The organism is Limnohabitans sp. WS1 (assembly GCF_003063265.1).
Classification (GTDB): Bacteria; Pseudomonadota; Gammaproteobacteria; order Burkholderiales; family Burkholderiaceae_C; genus Limnohabitans_A.
On record NZ_NERU01000004.1, the window covers coordinates 110,554 to 126,766 of the forward strand.

Annotated in this window: 16 protein-coding genes; 7 read left to right on the forward strand and 9 right to left on the reverse strand. The window is 61.2% G+C overall.

Going from position 1 to position 16,213, the window contains the following annotated elements:
* Positions 1–90 precede the first annotated feature (90 nt).
* Genes B9Z48_RS07565 through B9Z48_RS07590 form a run of 6 tightly spaced genes read right to left on the reverse strand, consistent with a single transcriptional unit; the run spans position 91 to position 6,745 of the window.
* Positions 91–1,056, reverse strand: coding sequence for an isoaspartyl peptidase/L-asparaginase family protein (locus tag B9Z48_RS07565; protein WP_199233475.1), 966 nt, complete (start codon positions 1,054–1,056; stop codon positions 91–93).
* Between the two features lie 4 nt (positions 1,057–1,060).
* A complete protein-coding gene (locus B9Z48_RS07570) occupies positions 1,061–2,041 on the reverse strand; it encodes an ABC transporter ATP-binding protein (RefSeq protein ID WP_108377800.1) in 981 nt (326 codons plus the stop codon).
* A gap of 56 nt (positions 2,042–2,097) precedes the next feature.
* The gene (locus B9Z48_RS07575; protein WP_108377701.1) at positions 2,098–3,075 is read right to left on the reverse strand and encodes an ABC transporter ATP-binding protein; all 978 of its coding nucleotides are present in this window, start codon (positions 3,073–3,075) and stop codon (positions 2,098–2,100) included.
* Between the two features lie 12 nt (positions 3,076–3,087).
* Positions 3,088–4,020 carry an ABC transporter permease gene (locus tag B9Z48_RS07580; RefSeq protein WP_089960747.1) on the reverse strand — a complete coding sequence of 311 codons (933 nt, stop codon included), beginning with the start codon at positions 4,018–4,020 and terminating at the stop codon, positions 3,088–3,090.
* Entirely contained in the window at positions 3,986–4,945 is a 960-nt protein-coding gene (locus B9Z48_RS07585) for an ABC transporter permease (RefSeq protein WP_089960751.1), read from the reverse strand. The genes B9Z48_RS07580 and B9Z48_RS07585 overlap by 35 nt, the downstream gene beginning before the upstream one ends.
* Positions 4,946–4,954: 9 nt before the next feature.
* Positions 4,955–6,745: a peptide ABC transporter substrate-binding protein gene (locus B9Z48_RS07590; RefSeq protein WP_108377702.1), complete on the reverse strand. Its 1,791-nt coding sequence runs from the start codon at positions 6,743–6,745 to the stop codon at positions 4,955–4,957.
* A gap of 126 nt (positions 6,746–6,871) precedes the next feature.
* Here B9Z48_RS07590 and B9Z48_RS07595 point away from each other — a divergent pair, with 126 nt between their 5' ends.
* Complete coding sequence (locus tag B9Z48_RS07595; protein ID WP_108377703.1) at positions 6,872–8,026, forward strand: succinylglutamate desuccinylase/aspartoacylase family protein; 1,155 nt, start codon at positions 6,872–6,874, stop codon at positions 8,024–8,026.
* A gap of 246 nt (positions 8,027–8,272) precedes the next feature.
* On the opposite strand, the gene B9Z48_RS07600 is transcribed toward B9Z48_RS07595, so the two are convergent.
* The 3 genes from B9Z48_RS07600 to B9Z48_RS07610 all read right to left on the reverse strand — a co-directional run bounded on the left by B9Z48_RS07600 (position 8,273) and on the right by B9Z48_RS07610 (position 11,514).
* A complete protein-coding gene (locus tag B9Z48_RS07600) occupies positions 8,273–9,472 on the reverse strand; it encodes a M20 aminoacylase family protein (protein ID WP_108377704.1) in 1,200 nt (399 codons plus the stop codon).
* Between the two features lie 9 nt (positions 9,473–9,481).
* A complete protein-coding gene (locus B9Z48_RS07605; RefSeq protein WP_089960794.1) occupies positions 9,482–10,876 on the reverse strand; it encodes a M20 family metallopeptidase in 1,395 nt (464 codons plus the stop codon).
* Positions 10,877–11,010: 134 nt separating this feature from the next.
* Positions 11,011–11,514: a hypothetical protein gene (locus B9Z48_RS07610; protein ID WP_108377705.1), complete on the reverse strand. Its 504-nt coding sequence runs from the start codon at positions 11,512–11,514 to the stop codon at positions 11,011–11,013.
* 165 nt (positions 11,515–11,679) lie between these two features.
* Between B9Z48_RS07610 and serB the strand changes: the two genes are divergently transcribed.
* The 6 genes from serB (at position 11,680) to B9Z48_RS07640 (ending at position 16,205) form a co-directional block, all read left to right on the forward strand.
* Positions 11,680–12,408, forward strand: coding sequence for a phosphoserine phosphatase SerB (serB, locus tag B9Z48_RS07615; protein ID WP_108377706.1), 729 nt, complete (start codon positions 11,680–11,682; stop codon positions 12,406–12,408).
* A gap of 163 nt (positions 12,409–12,571) precedes the next feature.
* Positions 12,572–13,198 (forward strand): twin-arginine translocation signal domain-containing protein, encoded by a 627-nt coding sequence (locus B9Z48_RS07620; RefSeq protein WP_089960805.1) that lies wholly within the window; start codon positions 12,572–12,574, stop codon positions 13,196–13,198.
* A gap of 48 nt (positions 13,199–13,246) precedes the next feature.
* Positions 13,247–14,815, forward strand: a complete 1,569-nt coding sequence (locus B9Z48_RS07625; protein WP_090139422.1) for a GMC family oxidoreductase — start codon at positions 13,247–13,249, stop codon at positions 14,813–14,815.
* 53 nt (positions 14,816–14,868) lie between these two features.
* Positions 14,869–15,240, forward strand: coding sequence for a ribbon-helix-helix domain-containing protein (locus B9Z48_RS07630; protein ID WP_108377707.1), 372 nt, complete (start codon positions 14,869–14,871; stop codon positions 15,238–15,240).
* 128 nt (positions 15,241–15,368) lie between these two features.
* Complete coding sequence (gene gloA / locus B9Z48_RS07635; protein WP_089960815.1) at positions 15,369–15,902, forward strand: lactoylglutathione lyase; 534 nt, start codon at positions 15,369–15,371, stop codon at positions 15,900–15,902.
* Positions 15,903–16,205 carry a c-type cytochrome gene (locus B9Z48_RS07640; protein WP_108377708.1) on the forward strand — a complete coding sequence of 101 codons (303 nt, stop codon included), beginning with the start codon at positions 15,903–15,905 and terminating at the stop codon, positions 16,203–16,205.
* Positions 16,206–16,213: the final 8 nt, after the last annotated feature.

The window sequence follows — 16,213 nt, forward strand, 5'->3', positions numbered from 1 at the left end:
GGGGCGCCGCTCCTACAAAGAAAGGGGTGGTCTGCGGGGGGGTATCGCGGCGGGGGCGCCGCTCCTACAAAGGTCAGATCGAGGGGCCGCTCAATCCCGATAAATCGAAATTTGCGGCGCGCCATCGCCTTGCACCACGCCCCGGTACATGCCCTCGGTGTTGAAGGCCAACTGGTAGTGGCCATGCCGATCCAGCGCAATCACCCCGCCGCGCCCGCCTGTGGCGTCGAGTTTGTCGCGCACCGTGGCTTGGGTGGCCTGGGCCAGGCTAAAGCCACCGTAGGCCATGCGGGCGGCGATGTCGTGCGCCACCACGCCGCGCATGAAAAACTCGCCCGCACCGGTGGCCGACACCGCCGCCGTCGCATCGCAAGCGTAAGTGCCTGCGCCAATCAGGGGTGAGTCGCCCACGCGGCCAAACATCTTGTTGGTCATGCCGCCTGTCGACGTGGCAGCGGCCAAGTGGCCGTGTGCATCCAGCGCCACCGCCCCCACGGTGCCAAATTTGCGGTCAATCGGTTCGGGCTGGCCCTGTGGGTGCTGCCCGTCGTGGTCCAGCATCACCTGCTGGTGCGCCAACGCGGCTTGCAGTTGTTGCCAGCGGTGCGCCGTGTGAAAGTATTCAGGCCCTTGCATGGCCAAGCCTTGCGACTGGGCAAAGGCTTCTGCCCCTTGGCCGATCAGCAGGACATGGCCGCTTTGCTGCATGACAGCCTGCGCCGCCAAAATCGGGTTGCGCACCGACACCACACCCGCCACCGCACCGGCTTGGCCCGTGGCACCGTCCATGACGGCGGCGTCCATTTCGTTGCGACCCTCGTGGGTAAAGACCGAGCCCTTGCCTGCGTTGAACAAGGGGCAGTCTTCGAGCACGCTCACCGCTGCCACCACCGCATCAACAGCCGAAGCCCCCCGCAGCAGCAGTGACTGCCCTGCCCTCAAGGCCTGACCCAAGGCTTCGCGGTATTCCAGTTCTTGCGCCGGGCTCAGGTTGGCACGCGTCAAGGTGCCTGCACCGCCATGCACCAACAAAGTCACCGGGGCTGGCATGGTCATCCGATCAATCGTTCAGATGGCAAGCCGCCTGGTGTTGCGTGCCCACGTTTTTGAGCACGGGTTCTTCCACCTTGCAGCGCTCGGTGGCCTTGGGGCAGCGGGGGTGAAAGTGGCAGCCCGTGGGCCGGTTGACGGGGTTGGGTACATCGCCGGTGAGCACAATGCGCTTCTTTTTGGCCTTGGGGTCCGGAATGGGCACGGCCGAGAGCAAAGCCTCGGTGTAGGGGTGCTTGGGATGGGTGTAGAGCTCACGCGAGGGCGCGATCTCGACCACGCGGCCCAGGTACATCACGGCCACCCGGTTGCTGATGTGCTCGACCACCGACAAATCGTGCGCAATGAACAAATAGGTCAGGCCCATTTTGGCCTGCAGGTCTTCGAGCAAGTTGATGACCTGCGCCTGAATCGACACATCGAGGGCCGACACCGGCTCGTCACACACAATCAGTTTGGGCGACACGGCCAAGGCGCGGGCAATGCCGATGCGCTGGCGTTGCCCGCCCGAAAACTCGTGCGGAAAGCGCCGCATGTGGTCGGCGTTCAGGCCCACGGTTTCCAGCAAATCGACCACGCGGGCCTGGTATTCAGAGGCCGACTTGGTGAGCTTATGGATGGTCAACGCCTCGCCAATGATGGCTTCGACCGTCATGCGCGGGTTGAGCGAGGCGAACGGGTCCTGAAAAATGATCTGCATGTCTCGCCGCACTTCGCGCAGCGCTTGCGGGTTCATGGCGGTGACGTCTTGCCCATTGAAGCGCACTTCGCCCGCGCTGGGCTCGATCAGCCGCAAAATGCAGCGCCCGGTGGTGGACTTGCCACAACCGGACTCGCCCACCATGCCCAGGGTCTCCCCCGCTGCAATGCTGAGCGACACGCCGTCCACGGCGTGCACACGGCCCACTTCACGGCTGAGCAGACCGCCTTTGATCGGGAAGTATTTGGTCAGGCCCTTGACCTGCAAGAGGTCGGGCGCTTGGACGGGCATTTGGATGGGCGCAGCGGTTGCGGGCACAGCGTGGGGAATGGAAGCAGTGTCTGAAGTCATATCGCAAAGTGGCAAGCCACCCGGTGACCCGATGTCAATTCGCGCAGTTCGGGCATCTCGGACGCACAACGGGCGTTGGCGTGCGGGCACCGGGGCGCAAAGCGGCAGCCGGGGGGTGGAAGGATCAACTTGGGCACCGAGCCGGGAATGGCGTGCAGGCGCTGCTTGTGCGCACTGTCCAGGTCCAGCCGGGGAATGGATCGGATCAGGCCCTGGGTGTAGGGGTGGGCGGGTGCGCCAAACAGGTCTTCGACCGAGGCTTCTTCGACCACACGGCCCGCGTACATGACCACCACCCGCTGGCAGGTTTCGGCCACCACACCCATGGCGTGGGTGATCAGCAAGATGGACATGCCCATCTGCGACTTGAGCCGATCGAGCAAATCCAGAATCTGCGCCTGAATCGTCACGTCCAGCGCCGTGGTGGGCTCGTCGGCAATCAGCAGTTTGGGGTTGCACGACAAAGCCATGGCAATCATCACGCGCTGGCGCATGCCGCCCGAAAACTGGTGCGGGTAATCGTCAACACGTTGCTCGGGTTTGGGAATGTTCACCAGGCCCAGCATCTCGATGGCGCGGGCCTTGGCCTGTTGGGCCGTCAAGCCCTCGTGCAGCCGCAAGGACTCGCCGATTTGTTCGCCCACGCTGAGCACCGGGTTGAGCGAGGTCATGGGCTCTTGAAACACCATGGCGATTTCTCGCGCACGGATTTTTTGCATGGCCTGCGCATCGGCCTGCACCAGGTCACGGCCTTCGAACCAGATCTGACCGTTGGCAATGCGCCCCGGCGGCATGGCCAGCAGCTTCATGATGGTCATGGCCGTGACGCTTTTGCCGCAACCGGATTCGCCCACCACACCCAGCGTCTCGCTGCGGTCGATGTGAAAGCTCACCCCATCGACCGCATGCAAGACACCGTCATCGGTGTCAAAGTGCACCTGCAGGTCCTGGACTTTCAACAACGCTTGGCTCATCCGTCAACCTCTTTAAAGCACGCGGCGCGGATCGTAGGCATCGCGCAGACCGTCACCGATGTAGTTGATGGCCAACACGGTGATGAAAATCAACAAACCAGGAAACAAGGCCCAGTGCGGCGCAATGTCCATGTGGTCCTTGGCGTCAAACAAAATGCGGCCCCAGGTCGGGATGTCGGGCGGAAAACCCAGGCCCAAAAACGACAAGGTGGACTCGGCAATGATGGCCGCTGCCACGTCGATGGTGGCCGCCACAATCACCGGCCCCATGGCATTGGGCAAGATGTGCACCGTGACCTGCCGCCAGGGGCTGGCCCCCAAAGCCCGAGCGGCCTCAACAAACTCTTTTTCGCGCAGCGATAAGAACTGGGCACGCACCAGACGGGCCACCGGCATCCATCGCAAGCCACCAATCACCGCCACCACCAAAATGAACACCCCCATCTCGGTGCCCACCCATTTCTTCAGCGTGTCGTTGAACAGGTAAAAAATCAGCAACAACAAGGGCAGTTGGGGCAAAGACAAGAACAAGTCGGTCAGCCACATGAGGAACACATCGACCGGGCCTTTGGACATGCCCGCCACCGCCCCCACCACCACACCCACGGTGATGGCAATCAGCATGGCGGCCAGCCCCACGGCCAGCGAAATGCGCCCGCCGTACAACATGCGGGCCAGCAGGTCTTGCCCCAAATCGTCGGTGCCCAAAGGGTGCGCCCACGAAGGCGGCTGCATGCGGGCCGAAAAATCAATGTCGCTGATGGGCACCCGCCAAAGCCATGGGCCCAGCAAGACCGCCAGCACAATGAAGGCCAAAATGACGGTGCAAATCACCGCCAGGCGGTGGCGTTTGAAACGTCGCCAAGCCTCGCGCCCCGGCGACACCGGTGCCCTGGATTTGGGGGCCGTCTCAGGCAAAGGAGATGCGGGGGTCAAGCCAGCCATACACAATATCTGCCAAAAGGTTGCACGCAATCACCAGCGCGGAAAAAACAAAAGTCACCGCCATGATCACCGGGGTGTCATTGGCCAGCATGGAGCTGATGATCAAAGAGCCAATGCCCGGCACCCTGAAAATCTGCTCAGTCACAATGGCACCGCCAAAAATGGCCGGCATCTGCAAGGCCACCAGGGTGACCACCGGGATGAGCGCATTGCGCAGCACATGCTTGGTGATGACCACTTTTTCGGCCAAGCCTTTGGAGCGGGCCGTGGTCACATAGTCCAGGCGAATCACATCCAGCACCGCCGAGCGCACATAACGCGTCCACGAACCCGCCTGAAACAGGCCCAGCACCGTGACCGGCATGATCATCTGCTTGAGGTGTTCCCAGTAAAAGCGCCAGCCTGTTTCGGCAATGTCGGCCCGGTACACAAAAGGCAACCAGTCCAGGTGGATGCTGAAAAACAGGATCAGCAAGATGCCCGTGAAGAACGTGGGCAAGGAAAAACCAATGAAGGCCAGCGTGCTGGCCACTTGGTCAAACACCGAATACGGCTTGGATGCGGCATAAACCCCCACCGGAATGGCGATGCACAAAGCCAGAATCTGCGAGGAGCCAATCACCAACAAGGTGATGGGCAGCCTTTGCATGATCAGCGTTTCCACATCCACCCGGCTGATGAAGGAAAAGCCCCAGTTGCCCTGCATCATGGCCGTCAGCCAATTCCAGTAGCGCACCATGAGCGGATCGTCCAAACCGAACTTGGCACGCAAGGACGCGGCCACTTCGGCGGGGATGTTCGGGTTGTTGACCAGCTCACCAAATGGATCGCCGGGGGCCAGTGCCAGCACTGAAAACAACACGAAGCTGATGCCCAGCAAGCTGGGCACGGCGATCAGGATGCGCCGCAGGATGTAACTGAACATGGCTGTCGATCAGGTGTTGCGGTACCAATCCTTGAGCAGCCAGAAGTCGTTGTCCCAGCCGCTCAGCGGTGCCACCAGGTTGTTCACCGCGCCCGATGTGCGTGGGCGGTAGACCACCGGGATGATGCACACCCCGGCCACGGCCAGCTCGTTCATCTTGATGAACATGGCGGCACGCTTGATGGGGTCCATCTCGCTTTGCGCAGCCGTGTAAGTGGCGTCGTATTCAGGGTTGGACCAACGCGTGCTGTTGCGACCTTGCCACTTGTTGGCCTTGGTGGCGAACTCCCATGAGCAGTACTGGTCCATGAATTTCTCAGGGTCCGGCTGCGGCATGGTGGTGGTGAACATCTGCACATCACAGAAGAACTTGGTGTAAGTGTCGGGGTTGGCGGGGTCCGACGAGAAATACACCGAACCGGTCACGGATTTGAGCTCCATGTCCACACCGGCTTTTTGCGCCGCTTGTTTGATGATTTGCTGGGTCTTTTGGCGGGGGCCGTTGATGGACGTCTGGAACACCAGTTTCAAACGCTTGCCGTCCTTGACACGAATGCCATCAGATCCTTTTTTCCAGCCTGCACCTTCGAGCAAGGCGCTGGCTTTGTCGATGTTGAATTCGAACTTGGTGTTTTTGGACACGAAGCGCTGCGGGTTGTTCAAAAAGTTGGCCGTCGCAACACCCGTGCGACCATAAATGAACTTTTGCACGCCATCGCGGTCCACCAGCATGTTCAGCGCCTGGCGCACCGCGATGTCGCTCAGGATCGGATGCTTGGTCTTGCTGTTGGCCCGCTCGCCATCGACCTCGGTCCACGGGTCGGTCATGTTCAGCTGAATGAATTCGATGTTGCCGCCGGGCACAATGTTGGTGCGCCCCTTGCCGCCTTGCTCCAAGCGCAGCAGCAGCTCGTCTTCGACCTGCAGGTTCCAGGCGTAATCAAACTCGCCCGTTTGCAACACAGCACGCGCCGCCGACACGGCATCGCCCCCGCCCTTCATTTCGATGCTGTCAAAGTAAGGGCGGTTGGCTTCGTGGTATTCATTGTTGATGACACCACGCACCATGTCACCCGGTTTGAAGTCCACAAACTTGTAAGGACCAGTGCCCACGGGCTTGAGGTTGTTGGGCGCTTCGCGCGACTTGGCCCCTTTGTAGGCTTCGAACAAATGCTTGGGCAAGATCATGCCCAAGTTGCCCACCAGCGGGTCGGCCCAATAAGGCGTGGGCTTGGCAAACTCCACCTTCACCGTGTGGCTGTCAATTTTGGTGACCTTGATGTCTTTGTAAGAGCCAATGGTCACCGCCGAGGTGGCCGGGTCGGCGGCATAAGCGGCCGTGAACACCACATCGTCGGCCGTGAACGGCTTGCCGTCATGCCAGAGCACATTGCGTTTGAGTTTCCAGGTCACCGATTTGCCGTCGCGTGACAGACCACCGTTGGTGGTGCTGGGAATTTCGGCCGCCAAAAAGGGCACCAGGTTGCCGTCGTTGTCCCAGCCGGCCAGGGGTTCGTAAAAGATGCGCGAGCCTTCTTGGTCTTTGGTGCCCACAGCAAAGTGCGGGTTCAGCAAGGTCGGACCTTGCCACCACAGTGCCTTCAAGGGGCCACCACCCCCGCGTTTGGTGGGTTTGTAAGTAGAGGCGGTTTGCGCCATGGCAATGCCCGACGACATGAGCAACTGCGAGGCCATGGGCACGGTCAGGCCATAGCCGATCATTTTTCGAATGAAGTCTTTGCGGCTGATGCCTTGCTCTCGAACCTGCTCAATCAAGCCGCGCAATCCGTTTTCATCCATGGTCGTCTCCTGTGTTGAAAAATGAAACAAGCCTCAAGGCCTGTAGCACACGTTACCCCCAAATCACACAAACACCATTAGGGTTATGCTTTAGAAACAGCCCCCAACAATCCCAAAGGAGACACCATGGCCATTCACAAAAGTTCCATCACCTTGCCCAGCATGACGCCCGGCACCCAGCGCAGCATTCCGGTGCTGCGCTTTGGCAAAGCCGGTGCACGGCCCAAGGTCTACATGCAAGCGGCCATCCACGCCAATGAAATGCCCGGCACCATGGCCATGCACCACCTCATGCCCTTGCTGGCCGAGGCCGACAAGAAGGGTTTGATTCAAGGCGAGATCATCTTGGTGCCAACGGTCAACCCGATTGGCCAAGCGCAGCTGGTGGGCAACTCGCACGCAGGCCGCTACAACTTGCTGAGCTACGAAAACTTCAACCGCAACTGGATTGACCTCACCGATGCCGCGGCCGAACGCGTGGGCAAGAAGCTGGGCGCAGACGCTGAGGCCAATGTGCGCACCATCCGCAAAGCCGCGCAAGACAGCCTCAAGGCCTTGAAGCCCCTGAACGAGTTGGGCACCTTGCGCGTCGAGGTGCAAAAACTCAGCTGCGATGCCGACTTTGTGCTGGATTTGCATTGCGACATTTACGCTGCGCTGCACCTGTTTGGCGCTAAAAACGATGTAGCCACAGGCACCCTGTCGACGCTTGCGGCCGACCTGGGCGTGGAAGCCACGATGTACAACGACCCCTACCCCAAGGCCCTGACGTTTTCGGGTGTCAACAGCGTGCTGTGGGCACGTCTGGCCGAGCAGTTTCCGAAGGCCAATATCCCGCAAGCGTGCATGTCTGTGACGGTCGAGATGCGCAGCCAGCACGATGTGAGTGACGCCTTGGGCCAATCCGATGCGCAGAACCTGTACCGCTGGCTGGTGCGCCAGGGCGTGGTGGGCGGCCAAGCCGCACCGCTGAAAAAGTTGAAAACCGCGCCCGCCCCCATGAGCGGCATGGACGTGGGCTACAGCACCTGCACCGGCTTTTTGGTGTTCCATGTCAAGCCCGGCGCCAAGGTCAAAAAAGGCCAGGCCATTTGCGATGTGATCGACCCGGCCAACCCCAACGGCCCCAAAGGCCGAACCACCTTCACCAGCCAGACCGATGGGGTGCTGTTTTCACGGCGTCTGGACGGCTACCTGTCCTGGCCCGGCCAGGTGATGTACCGCATCAGCGGCCCCAAACCGTTGCCCCACCGCATCGGAGCCACGGGTCTGGACGACTGATCTGAACATTTTCACGAAGCACCCCACCTAGCACCGCCGTAGGAGCCCCACCCTTGGCGAGATGCAGCTTGTAGGAGCCCCGCCCTCGGGGCGATTCTTGGTGGTCTGCGAGGGTTTTCGCGACGAGGGCGTCGCTCCTACAGGGGAAAAAGAGCCCTGCCCTTGGCGAGATGCAGTTTGTAGGAGCCCCGCCCTCGGGGCGATTCTTGGTGGTCTGCGAGGGTTTTCGCGACGAGGGCGTCGCTCCTACACAACATCAGCGGGTTCATTCAAAAACCGCTCCACCAAACGCGTCCAATACGCCGCGCCCACCGACAAATTGGCGTCGTTGAAATCGTATTTGGCGTTGTGCAGCATCACGCTGTCCAGGCCATTGCCCAAACGCAAAAAGCTGCCGGGCTTGTGCTGCAGGTAGTAGGCAAAATCTTCGCTGCCCGTGACGGGACCAAAGGGAAACACCACCTGCTCGGGGCCGACCAACTCTTCGGCTACCTGGCGTGCAAAATCGGTTTCGGCCTCGCTGTTGATGACCACCGGGTAACCGCGTTCGTACTCGACCTCAACCTCGCCGCCATATGAGCTGACCTGGTCCCGCACCAAATGCGTGATGCGCTCTTGCAAGCGGTTGCGCACCTCGGGGCTGAACGAGCGGATGCTCAGGCCCAGCGTGGCGAACTCGGGGATCACGTTGGACGCCTGGCCCGCATGCACCGAGCCAATGGTCACCACCGCTGTTTGTGTGGGGTCGATGTTGCGCGAGACCACGGTTTGCAAGGCCATGATCAAACTGCCCGCGATCATCACCGGGTCCACCGCCTGGTGGGGCCTGGCCGCATGCCCGCCACGGCCAATGACCTTGATGCGGCAAGTGTCCGAGGCCGACATGAAAGCGCCCTTGCCAAACATGAACGTGCCCTGCGCCGCACCCGGGTGGTTGTGCATGCCGAAAATGGCATCACACGGAAAGCGCTCGAACAGGCCATCGGCAATCATCTGCTGCGCACCGCTGTTTTTGCCGGCCTCTTCGGCCGGTTGAAACACCAGGTGCACCGTGCCCTGAAACTGCCGCGTTTTGGCCAGTTGCTGCGCCGCGCCCATGAGCATGGCCGTGTGGCCATCGTGACCACAAGCGTGCATGGTGCCTGCATGGGCGCTGGCATAGGGCCTGCCGGTTTCTTCGTGGATCGGCAAGGCGTCCATGTCGGCACGCAAGGCGATGCCACGGCCTTGTCCGTTGCTCAGCGAGGCCACCAAACCGTGCCCGCCCACATGGCGCGTGACGCGGTAGCCCCAGCCCTCCAGCCGGTCACCCACCCATTGGGCGGTGGACTTTTCCTGAAACGACAGCTCAGGAAACTTGTGCAGGTGCTGGCGCGCTTCGCGCAGCGAAGGCTCGGCCTCAAGCAGGTCCGAGATTTGGCAAAAACAGGTGTAGCGTGCGTTCATTTCAGACTTTCAGCGTGACAGCGCAGGCACAGCGCCCGAGCCCAGATCCCAATACAAACCGGTCATGACGCTCAGCGCCTCGCGCAGCAACTCGGCGGGCAAATGCTCGTTGGGCGCGTGCTGCGAACAGCCGGGGTAGGAGTGCGGCACCCAAATGGTTTTGAGGCCCAACACGTCGGTGAAGATGTCGTTGGGCAAAGAGCCGCCCAAGTTGGGCAGCACCGCCGGTTTTTTGCCCGTGGTGCTGGCCAGCGAATCCACCGCCCAGCGCACCCAGTCGTCGTCGGGGTCGATGCGGGTGGCCTTGAACAATTCGTCCCGCGCGGCTTTGACCTTCACCATCCCAAACCCGTGTTGGTCCAGGTGCCTGCGCAAGGCAGGCAGGATGTCATCCGGGTCAATGCCCACCACAAAACGCAGCTGCCCACAGGCCCAAGCCCGCGCCGGAATGGCATTGACCGGGGTGTCGGGGTTGCCGGTCTTGAAGGCCAGCACCTCAAACGATGACCAGCCAAACACGCGCTCGGCAGGGCTCAGGCCCGGCTGGCCCCATTCGGGCTCGATCACTGGCCCGTCGACGCCGCCGTCCACCTCACAATCGGCCAGCACGCGGCGCACCGATGCGGGCAAGGCGGCCGGCCGCCACTCGGGCACCAGAATTTCACCCGTGGCCGACACCAGGCTGGCCAGCGCGTGCGCCATCTGAATGCCGGGGTTGGAGATCAAGCCGCCCCAATTGCCCGAGTGGTGCGCACCCGCACGGGCCTCGATGGTCAATTCGAAGTTGACGCAGCCGCGGGAGCCCAGAAAAATCGTCGGCCGGTCTGCCCGCAGGCGGGGGCCGTCCGACGCAATCAGCAAATCGGCCTGCATCAAATCTCGGTGCTCGGCGCACACATCGCGCAAACCCGGCGAGCCGGTTTCCTCGCCCATCTCGATCAGGTATTTGGCGTTGAAACCCAAGCGCCCGCGCTCGGCCAGCACACAGGCCATGGCCTGCAGGTTCACGCTGTGCTGGCCCTTGTTGTCGGCAATGCCCCGGCCGTACCAGCGCCCGGCTTGCTCGGTCAGCGACCACGGCGACAAACCCTCGCGCCATTCCTTGTCCAGGCCCCGGATCACATCGCCATGGCCGTAACCCAGGGCCGTGGGCAAGGCCGGGTCTTCGATGCGTTCGGCCCACAAAAACGGCGCTTTGGCCTTGGGGTGCTGCAGCAGGCGGCAAGCAAAGCCCATGGCTTCGAAGGCGGGCTGCATCTCTTGTGTGAGGTAGGCCTGCAGCTGCTCGGCCCGTTCGGGGTTTTGGCTCTCGGTGGGGGCGGCCACGCGGCGGGCCAGGGTTTGCTGAAAATGGCCCTCGTCAAAATGGCGCTGGGCTCGGTCAATGGCGGCTTGTCGGCTCATGGGGTCTTTCCAAAGCCACGAAAGGTCGTGGCAGGTGAAGTCAAACCACCAAGGTGCCAGCACAGCGCCAGCAAGTCAAGCACCCATGTGCTGGCTTGGCCCGCAGGTGACAGCCTGGACAGCCTGGCGTGACTTCAGCGCCTGCCAGTGCCCGATTGGCCCGGCTTGGCAAAGTCCGCATCGACCCAGGCCTGCGCGGTCTGGCGGTTGAGCTTGAAACCGGCATCGACTTTGACTTCGGCCAGTTCGTCACCGCCTTCGTCCTGCGCGCTCAGCACCGCATAGGGGTTGTCCTCGTCGGGCACGATGCGCAGCAGCACCGTGACGCGGCTGTCCGGTCCGTTCACGGTCACGCTCTGGTTGAGCTGCGCGTGCAGCTGCTGCTCGCTGCGGCGTACAAACTCGCTGGCGGTTTTGACTAGCGTGATGAAGGCCGTGCCGTCCAGCGGCTTGGGGTTCTTTTTGTCACGCCCCATGGTCCAGGGCCCCACCAAAGCGGGCTCGGACTCGCCCGACTTGTACATGGCCACCGCCCAACCATCGTCGTCGTCGTTCTTGATGACTTGGGCGGTCCATTGCTCGTTTTGCCAGCATCGGGCTTCCTGGATCAGGGGGATGTCGTGTGTGTCGTCGGTCATGGGGGCTGTAAAAAACGTTGGATGCGGATCATGCCTCAAGAAATACCCCCTCACCATGCGGCGGCACCTGAAAAGGCAGCGATTCATGCCCTCGCACGCCCCCAGCGTTGACGTCGCCCTGCTGCGACTGATGGGGTGTGCTGCATACCCCTGATAATCGTGCCCATGACCACTGCTTCCGCCACCTCAACCGAGTTTGCCCCGGGCCTTGCCATCCAAGGCTTCACCGCCCCCCTGTCTTTGTCCCAATTCAAACTCATCGCGTTTGACATGGACTCCACACTCATCAGCATCGAGTGCATCGACGAGATCGCCGACGCCGTCGGCCGCAAGGCCGAGGTGGCGGCCATCACCGAGGCCGCCATGCGCGGCGAGATCACCGACTTCAAGGAAAGCCTGCGCCGCCGCCTGGCCCTGCTCAAGGGCGTGACGCTGGCCGACATGGAACGTGTCTACACCGAGCGCCTGAACATCAACCCCGGCGCAGCCGAGTTGATCGCCGCCTGCCAGAAGGCAGGCATGAAGGTGCTGCTGGTGTCGGGCGGCTTCACCTTCTTTGCCGACCGCGTGAAAGAACGGCTGAACATCGACTTCGCCCGTTCCAACCAACTGGAGATCGTGGACGGCGAACTCACGGGCGGCCTGGTCATGCAAAGCTGGGGCGACATTTGCGACGGCGCTGAAAAACGCCGCACCCTGCTCGAAGTGGCTTCGCTGCTGGGCATTGAGGCCCACGAATGCATCGCCATGGGTGACGGTGCCAACGACCTGCCCATGATGGGCGTGGCGGGTTTGTCAGTGGCCTACCACGCCAAACCCAAGGTGCGCGAGCAAGCCATGGTCGCCATTCACACGGGCGGGCTCGACCGCCTGTTGGAAGTCTTCAAGCCCTGATCACCCCCCAAATCAGTCATGCAAGTGACTGATTCCCCGTGTAAACCCTGAGGGCTTGGCGCTTTGTAAGTAGCCAGCTATCACCCGCTGATGGGCCTCCGCTGAAATACTGGACCTGTCCTTTGCAAACCATGCAAAGACATCCACATCAACGGAGACTTTCATGCGCGTCATACCCATCACCCAGAATGTCGAAGCCGCTGGCTGCGACGAAGAAAGCGGCGTTGTCCGCAAAGTCAACATGCCTTTGGCACGCCGCGATTTCCTCAAAGGGTCCGGCCTGCTGTTTGGCAGCCTCGCTTCGGGCACCATGCTTGCGGCCCTGGCCCCGTCTACCGCTTGGGCGCTGGAGCTGAAAAAACTCTCCACCGCCGAAGGCAAAACCCTGATGGCCATGGGCCGGGTCTTGTTTCCCCACAAAAAACTGCCCGATGCGGTCTATGCCCTGCTGTCCAAAGACCTGGACGCCAAAGCTGCTGGTGACGCAGGCGCTGCCAAGATGCTTCAGGACGGCGTGGCCTACCTGAACAAATCCACTGGCGGCAACTTTGCCAAGGCCAGCGCCAAGCAGCAATACGAGCTGGTGCTGAGCATGGAAGGCACGGCGTTCTTTGCCACCGTGCGCGGTCAGTGCGTCACCTCCCTGTATGACAACGACATGGCCTATGCGGTGTTCGGCTACCCCGGCTCGGCCTGGGAAAAAGGCGGCTACATCACCCGCGGCTTTCAGGACCTGAAATGGTTGCCTGCTCCGTCCAAAGAAGCCAGCCCACCGCCCTTCATGGGCTGATCCCGGCTGCTCTCCACATTGACTCCACACCGAATACAGAGGATTGACATGGCTAAATTTGATTTCAATGACGACTCCGTGGTCGTCATCATTGGTTCAGGCGCAGGCGGCGGCACATTGGCCAACGAACTGTGCCAAAAAGGCATCAAGGTGGTGTCGCTCGAAGCGGGCGCACGCCAATCGCAAGAATCGTTCATCAACGACGAATGGAAGTCGTTCAGCCAGCTGGCGTGGTTGGACGCCCGCACCACTTCGGGCTCCTGGCGCGTGGCCAAAGACTTTGCCGGTCTGCCTGCCTGGATCTGCAAGACCGTGGGCGGCACCACCACCCACTGGGCCGGGGCTTCACTGCGCTTTCAAGAGCATGAGTTCCGCACCAAAACCGTTTATGGCAACGTCGCTGGTGCCAGCTTGCTGGACTGGCCAGTGACGCTGGACGAGCTGGCCCCCTACTACGCCAAAGCCGAAAACAAAATGGGCGTGACCCGCACCAACGGCATCCCCGGCCTGCCCGGCAACAACAACTTCAAGGTCATGCACGCGGGCGCCACCAAGCTGGGCTACAAGGAAGTGCACACCGGCAACATGGCCATCAACAGCCAGCCCCGAGATGGCCGAGGCCGCTGCCTGCAGTTGGGCTTTTGCTTTCAGGGTTGCAAGAGCGGTGCCAAATGGTCCACGCTTTACACCGAGATTCCACGCGCCGAAGCCACCGGCAATTTTGAGTTGCGTCCCCAATCGCACGTCACCCGCATCGAACACAACGCAGCAGGCAAAGTGACCGGCGTCGTCTACTTTGACAAAGACGGCAAAGAGCAGCGCCAAAAAGCCCGCGTGGTCTGCGTGGCCGGTAACGCCATCGAAACGCCCCGCCTGCTCTTGATGTCGGAGTCCAGCAAGTTCAAGGACGGCCTGGCCAACTCCTCGGGCCAAGTGGGCCGCAACTACATGCGCCACATGACCGGCTCGGTGTATGCCGCCTTCAAGAACCCTGTCCACATGTACCGGGGCACCACCATGGCCGGTATCGTGCGCGACGAAGCGGCACACAACCCCAGCCGGGGCTTTGTGGGCGGTTACGAGCTGGAAACCCTGTCGCTGGGCATCCCCTTCATGGCCGCCTTCCTGAACCCCGGCGGCTGGGGCCCTGAATTTGCCTGGTGGATGGACCACTACACCAACCTGGCCGGCATGTGGCTGGTGGGTGAAGACATGCCCCGCGAAAGCAACCGCGTCACACTCAACAAGAACGTCAAGGACCAGTACGGCAACTACGCGCCCAACGTCCACTTTGACGACCATGACAACGACATCGCCATGCGCAACCACGCCTTCACACAGGCCGAGCGCATCTACAACGCGGCCGGGGCCATCAAGACTTTCCGCACGCCGCCCTACCCGTCCACCCACAACATGGGCACTTGTCGCATGAGCGCCAGACCCGAAGACGGCGTGGTCAACAAATGGGGACAATCGCACGACATCAGCAACCTGTTTGTCAGCGACGGCAGCCAGTTCACCACTGGCGGCGCAGAAAACCCCACTTTGACGATCGTGACGCTGGCCATTCGCCAAGCCGATCAGATCGCCAAATTGATGACCGAAAAAGCGCTTTGAGCTGAAAGCGCCACCCAAGATGTCCCAGATTGCTGTAGCCACAGGAGCGCACCATGTGTGAATATTTTGTCAAAGCTGACCCCATCCAGTATGAGCAACGCTCACGCACGGTGCGCATCAAAAACGTGTTGACCAGCATCCGGCTGGAAAACATGGTCTGGGACATCCTGGCCGAAATGGCCGAAGAAGAAGGCTGCACCACCAATGCCCTGATCGCCAAATTTCACGAAGAAATCATGGCGCACCGGGGCGAGGTGCCCAACTTTGCATCGTTCTTGCGGGTCACCAGCATGCGTTACCTGCACCGCTCGATGATGAATCTGGAAAAGCAGCTCAACCCGCCAAACCCGGTGGCTCTGCCCGTCTCTGCTCGCTCTGGGGAGACCATCGCCCCCCCAAAGATGCTCGCGGCAGTGGGCAGGTAATTCATCTCATCACTGCACTGACCTGGCGATCCGAGCGTTCGCCAGACGACTCGCCACGCGTGCAGTTTGGCGAGCCTGTCAGCCATCCCATCCCTCGTTCCATCCCTTATTCAATTCATCCTTTTGCCATGACCTTTCGCACAGAAAACCTGCCCGGTGTGAGCCCCACCACCCCCGAACAGACACGCGGCTTTGTGTTCAACCACTCGATGCTGCGCATCAAGGACCCTCAGGTCAGCCTCGACTTTTACACCCGCATCATGGGCATGCTGGTGCTGCGCAAGTTGGATTTTCCCGAGATGAAGTTCTCGCTGTATTTTCTACACCGCCCCAGCGGCGACTCCGCCCCAAGCGACGAGGGTGAGCGCACCGCCTGGACCTTCAGCCAGCGCGGCATTCTGGAACTGACCCACAACTGGGGCACCGAAAGCGACCCCGACTTCAAATACCACGACGGCAACGCCCAACCCCAAGGCTTTGGCCACATCTGCTTTTCGGTGCCCGACCTGGCTGCGGCCGTGTCCTGGTTTGACGAAAACCAGGTGAGCTATGTGAAACGCCCCGACCAAGGCAAGATGAAAGACGTCGCCTTCATCAAGGACCCCGACGGTTACTGGATCGAAATCGTCCAGCCTGATCTGCTCAAAAACCTGGGGCGTTGAATGAAAACCGCTCTGCTTTTGAGCGCTGGCTTGCTGCTGGGCAGCCACAGTTGGGCCAATGAAGCGCTGGCCAAGAAAAACGGCTGCACGGGCTGCCACGCCATGGCCAGCACCCTGGTCGGACCGGCATTCAAGGATGTGGCCGCCAAATACGCAGACCAAGCCGACGCCAAAGACCAGCTGATCCAGAGCATTCGCCAAGGCAGCAAGGGCAAGTGGGGGCAGATGGCCATGCCACCCCAGGCCCAACTGTCCGTAGGCGATGCCCAAAAGCTGGCCCTGTGGGTGCTCAAAACCAAGTGATCGGCAGA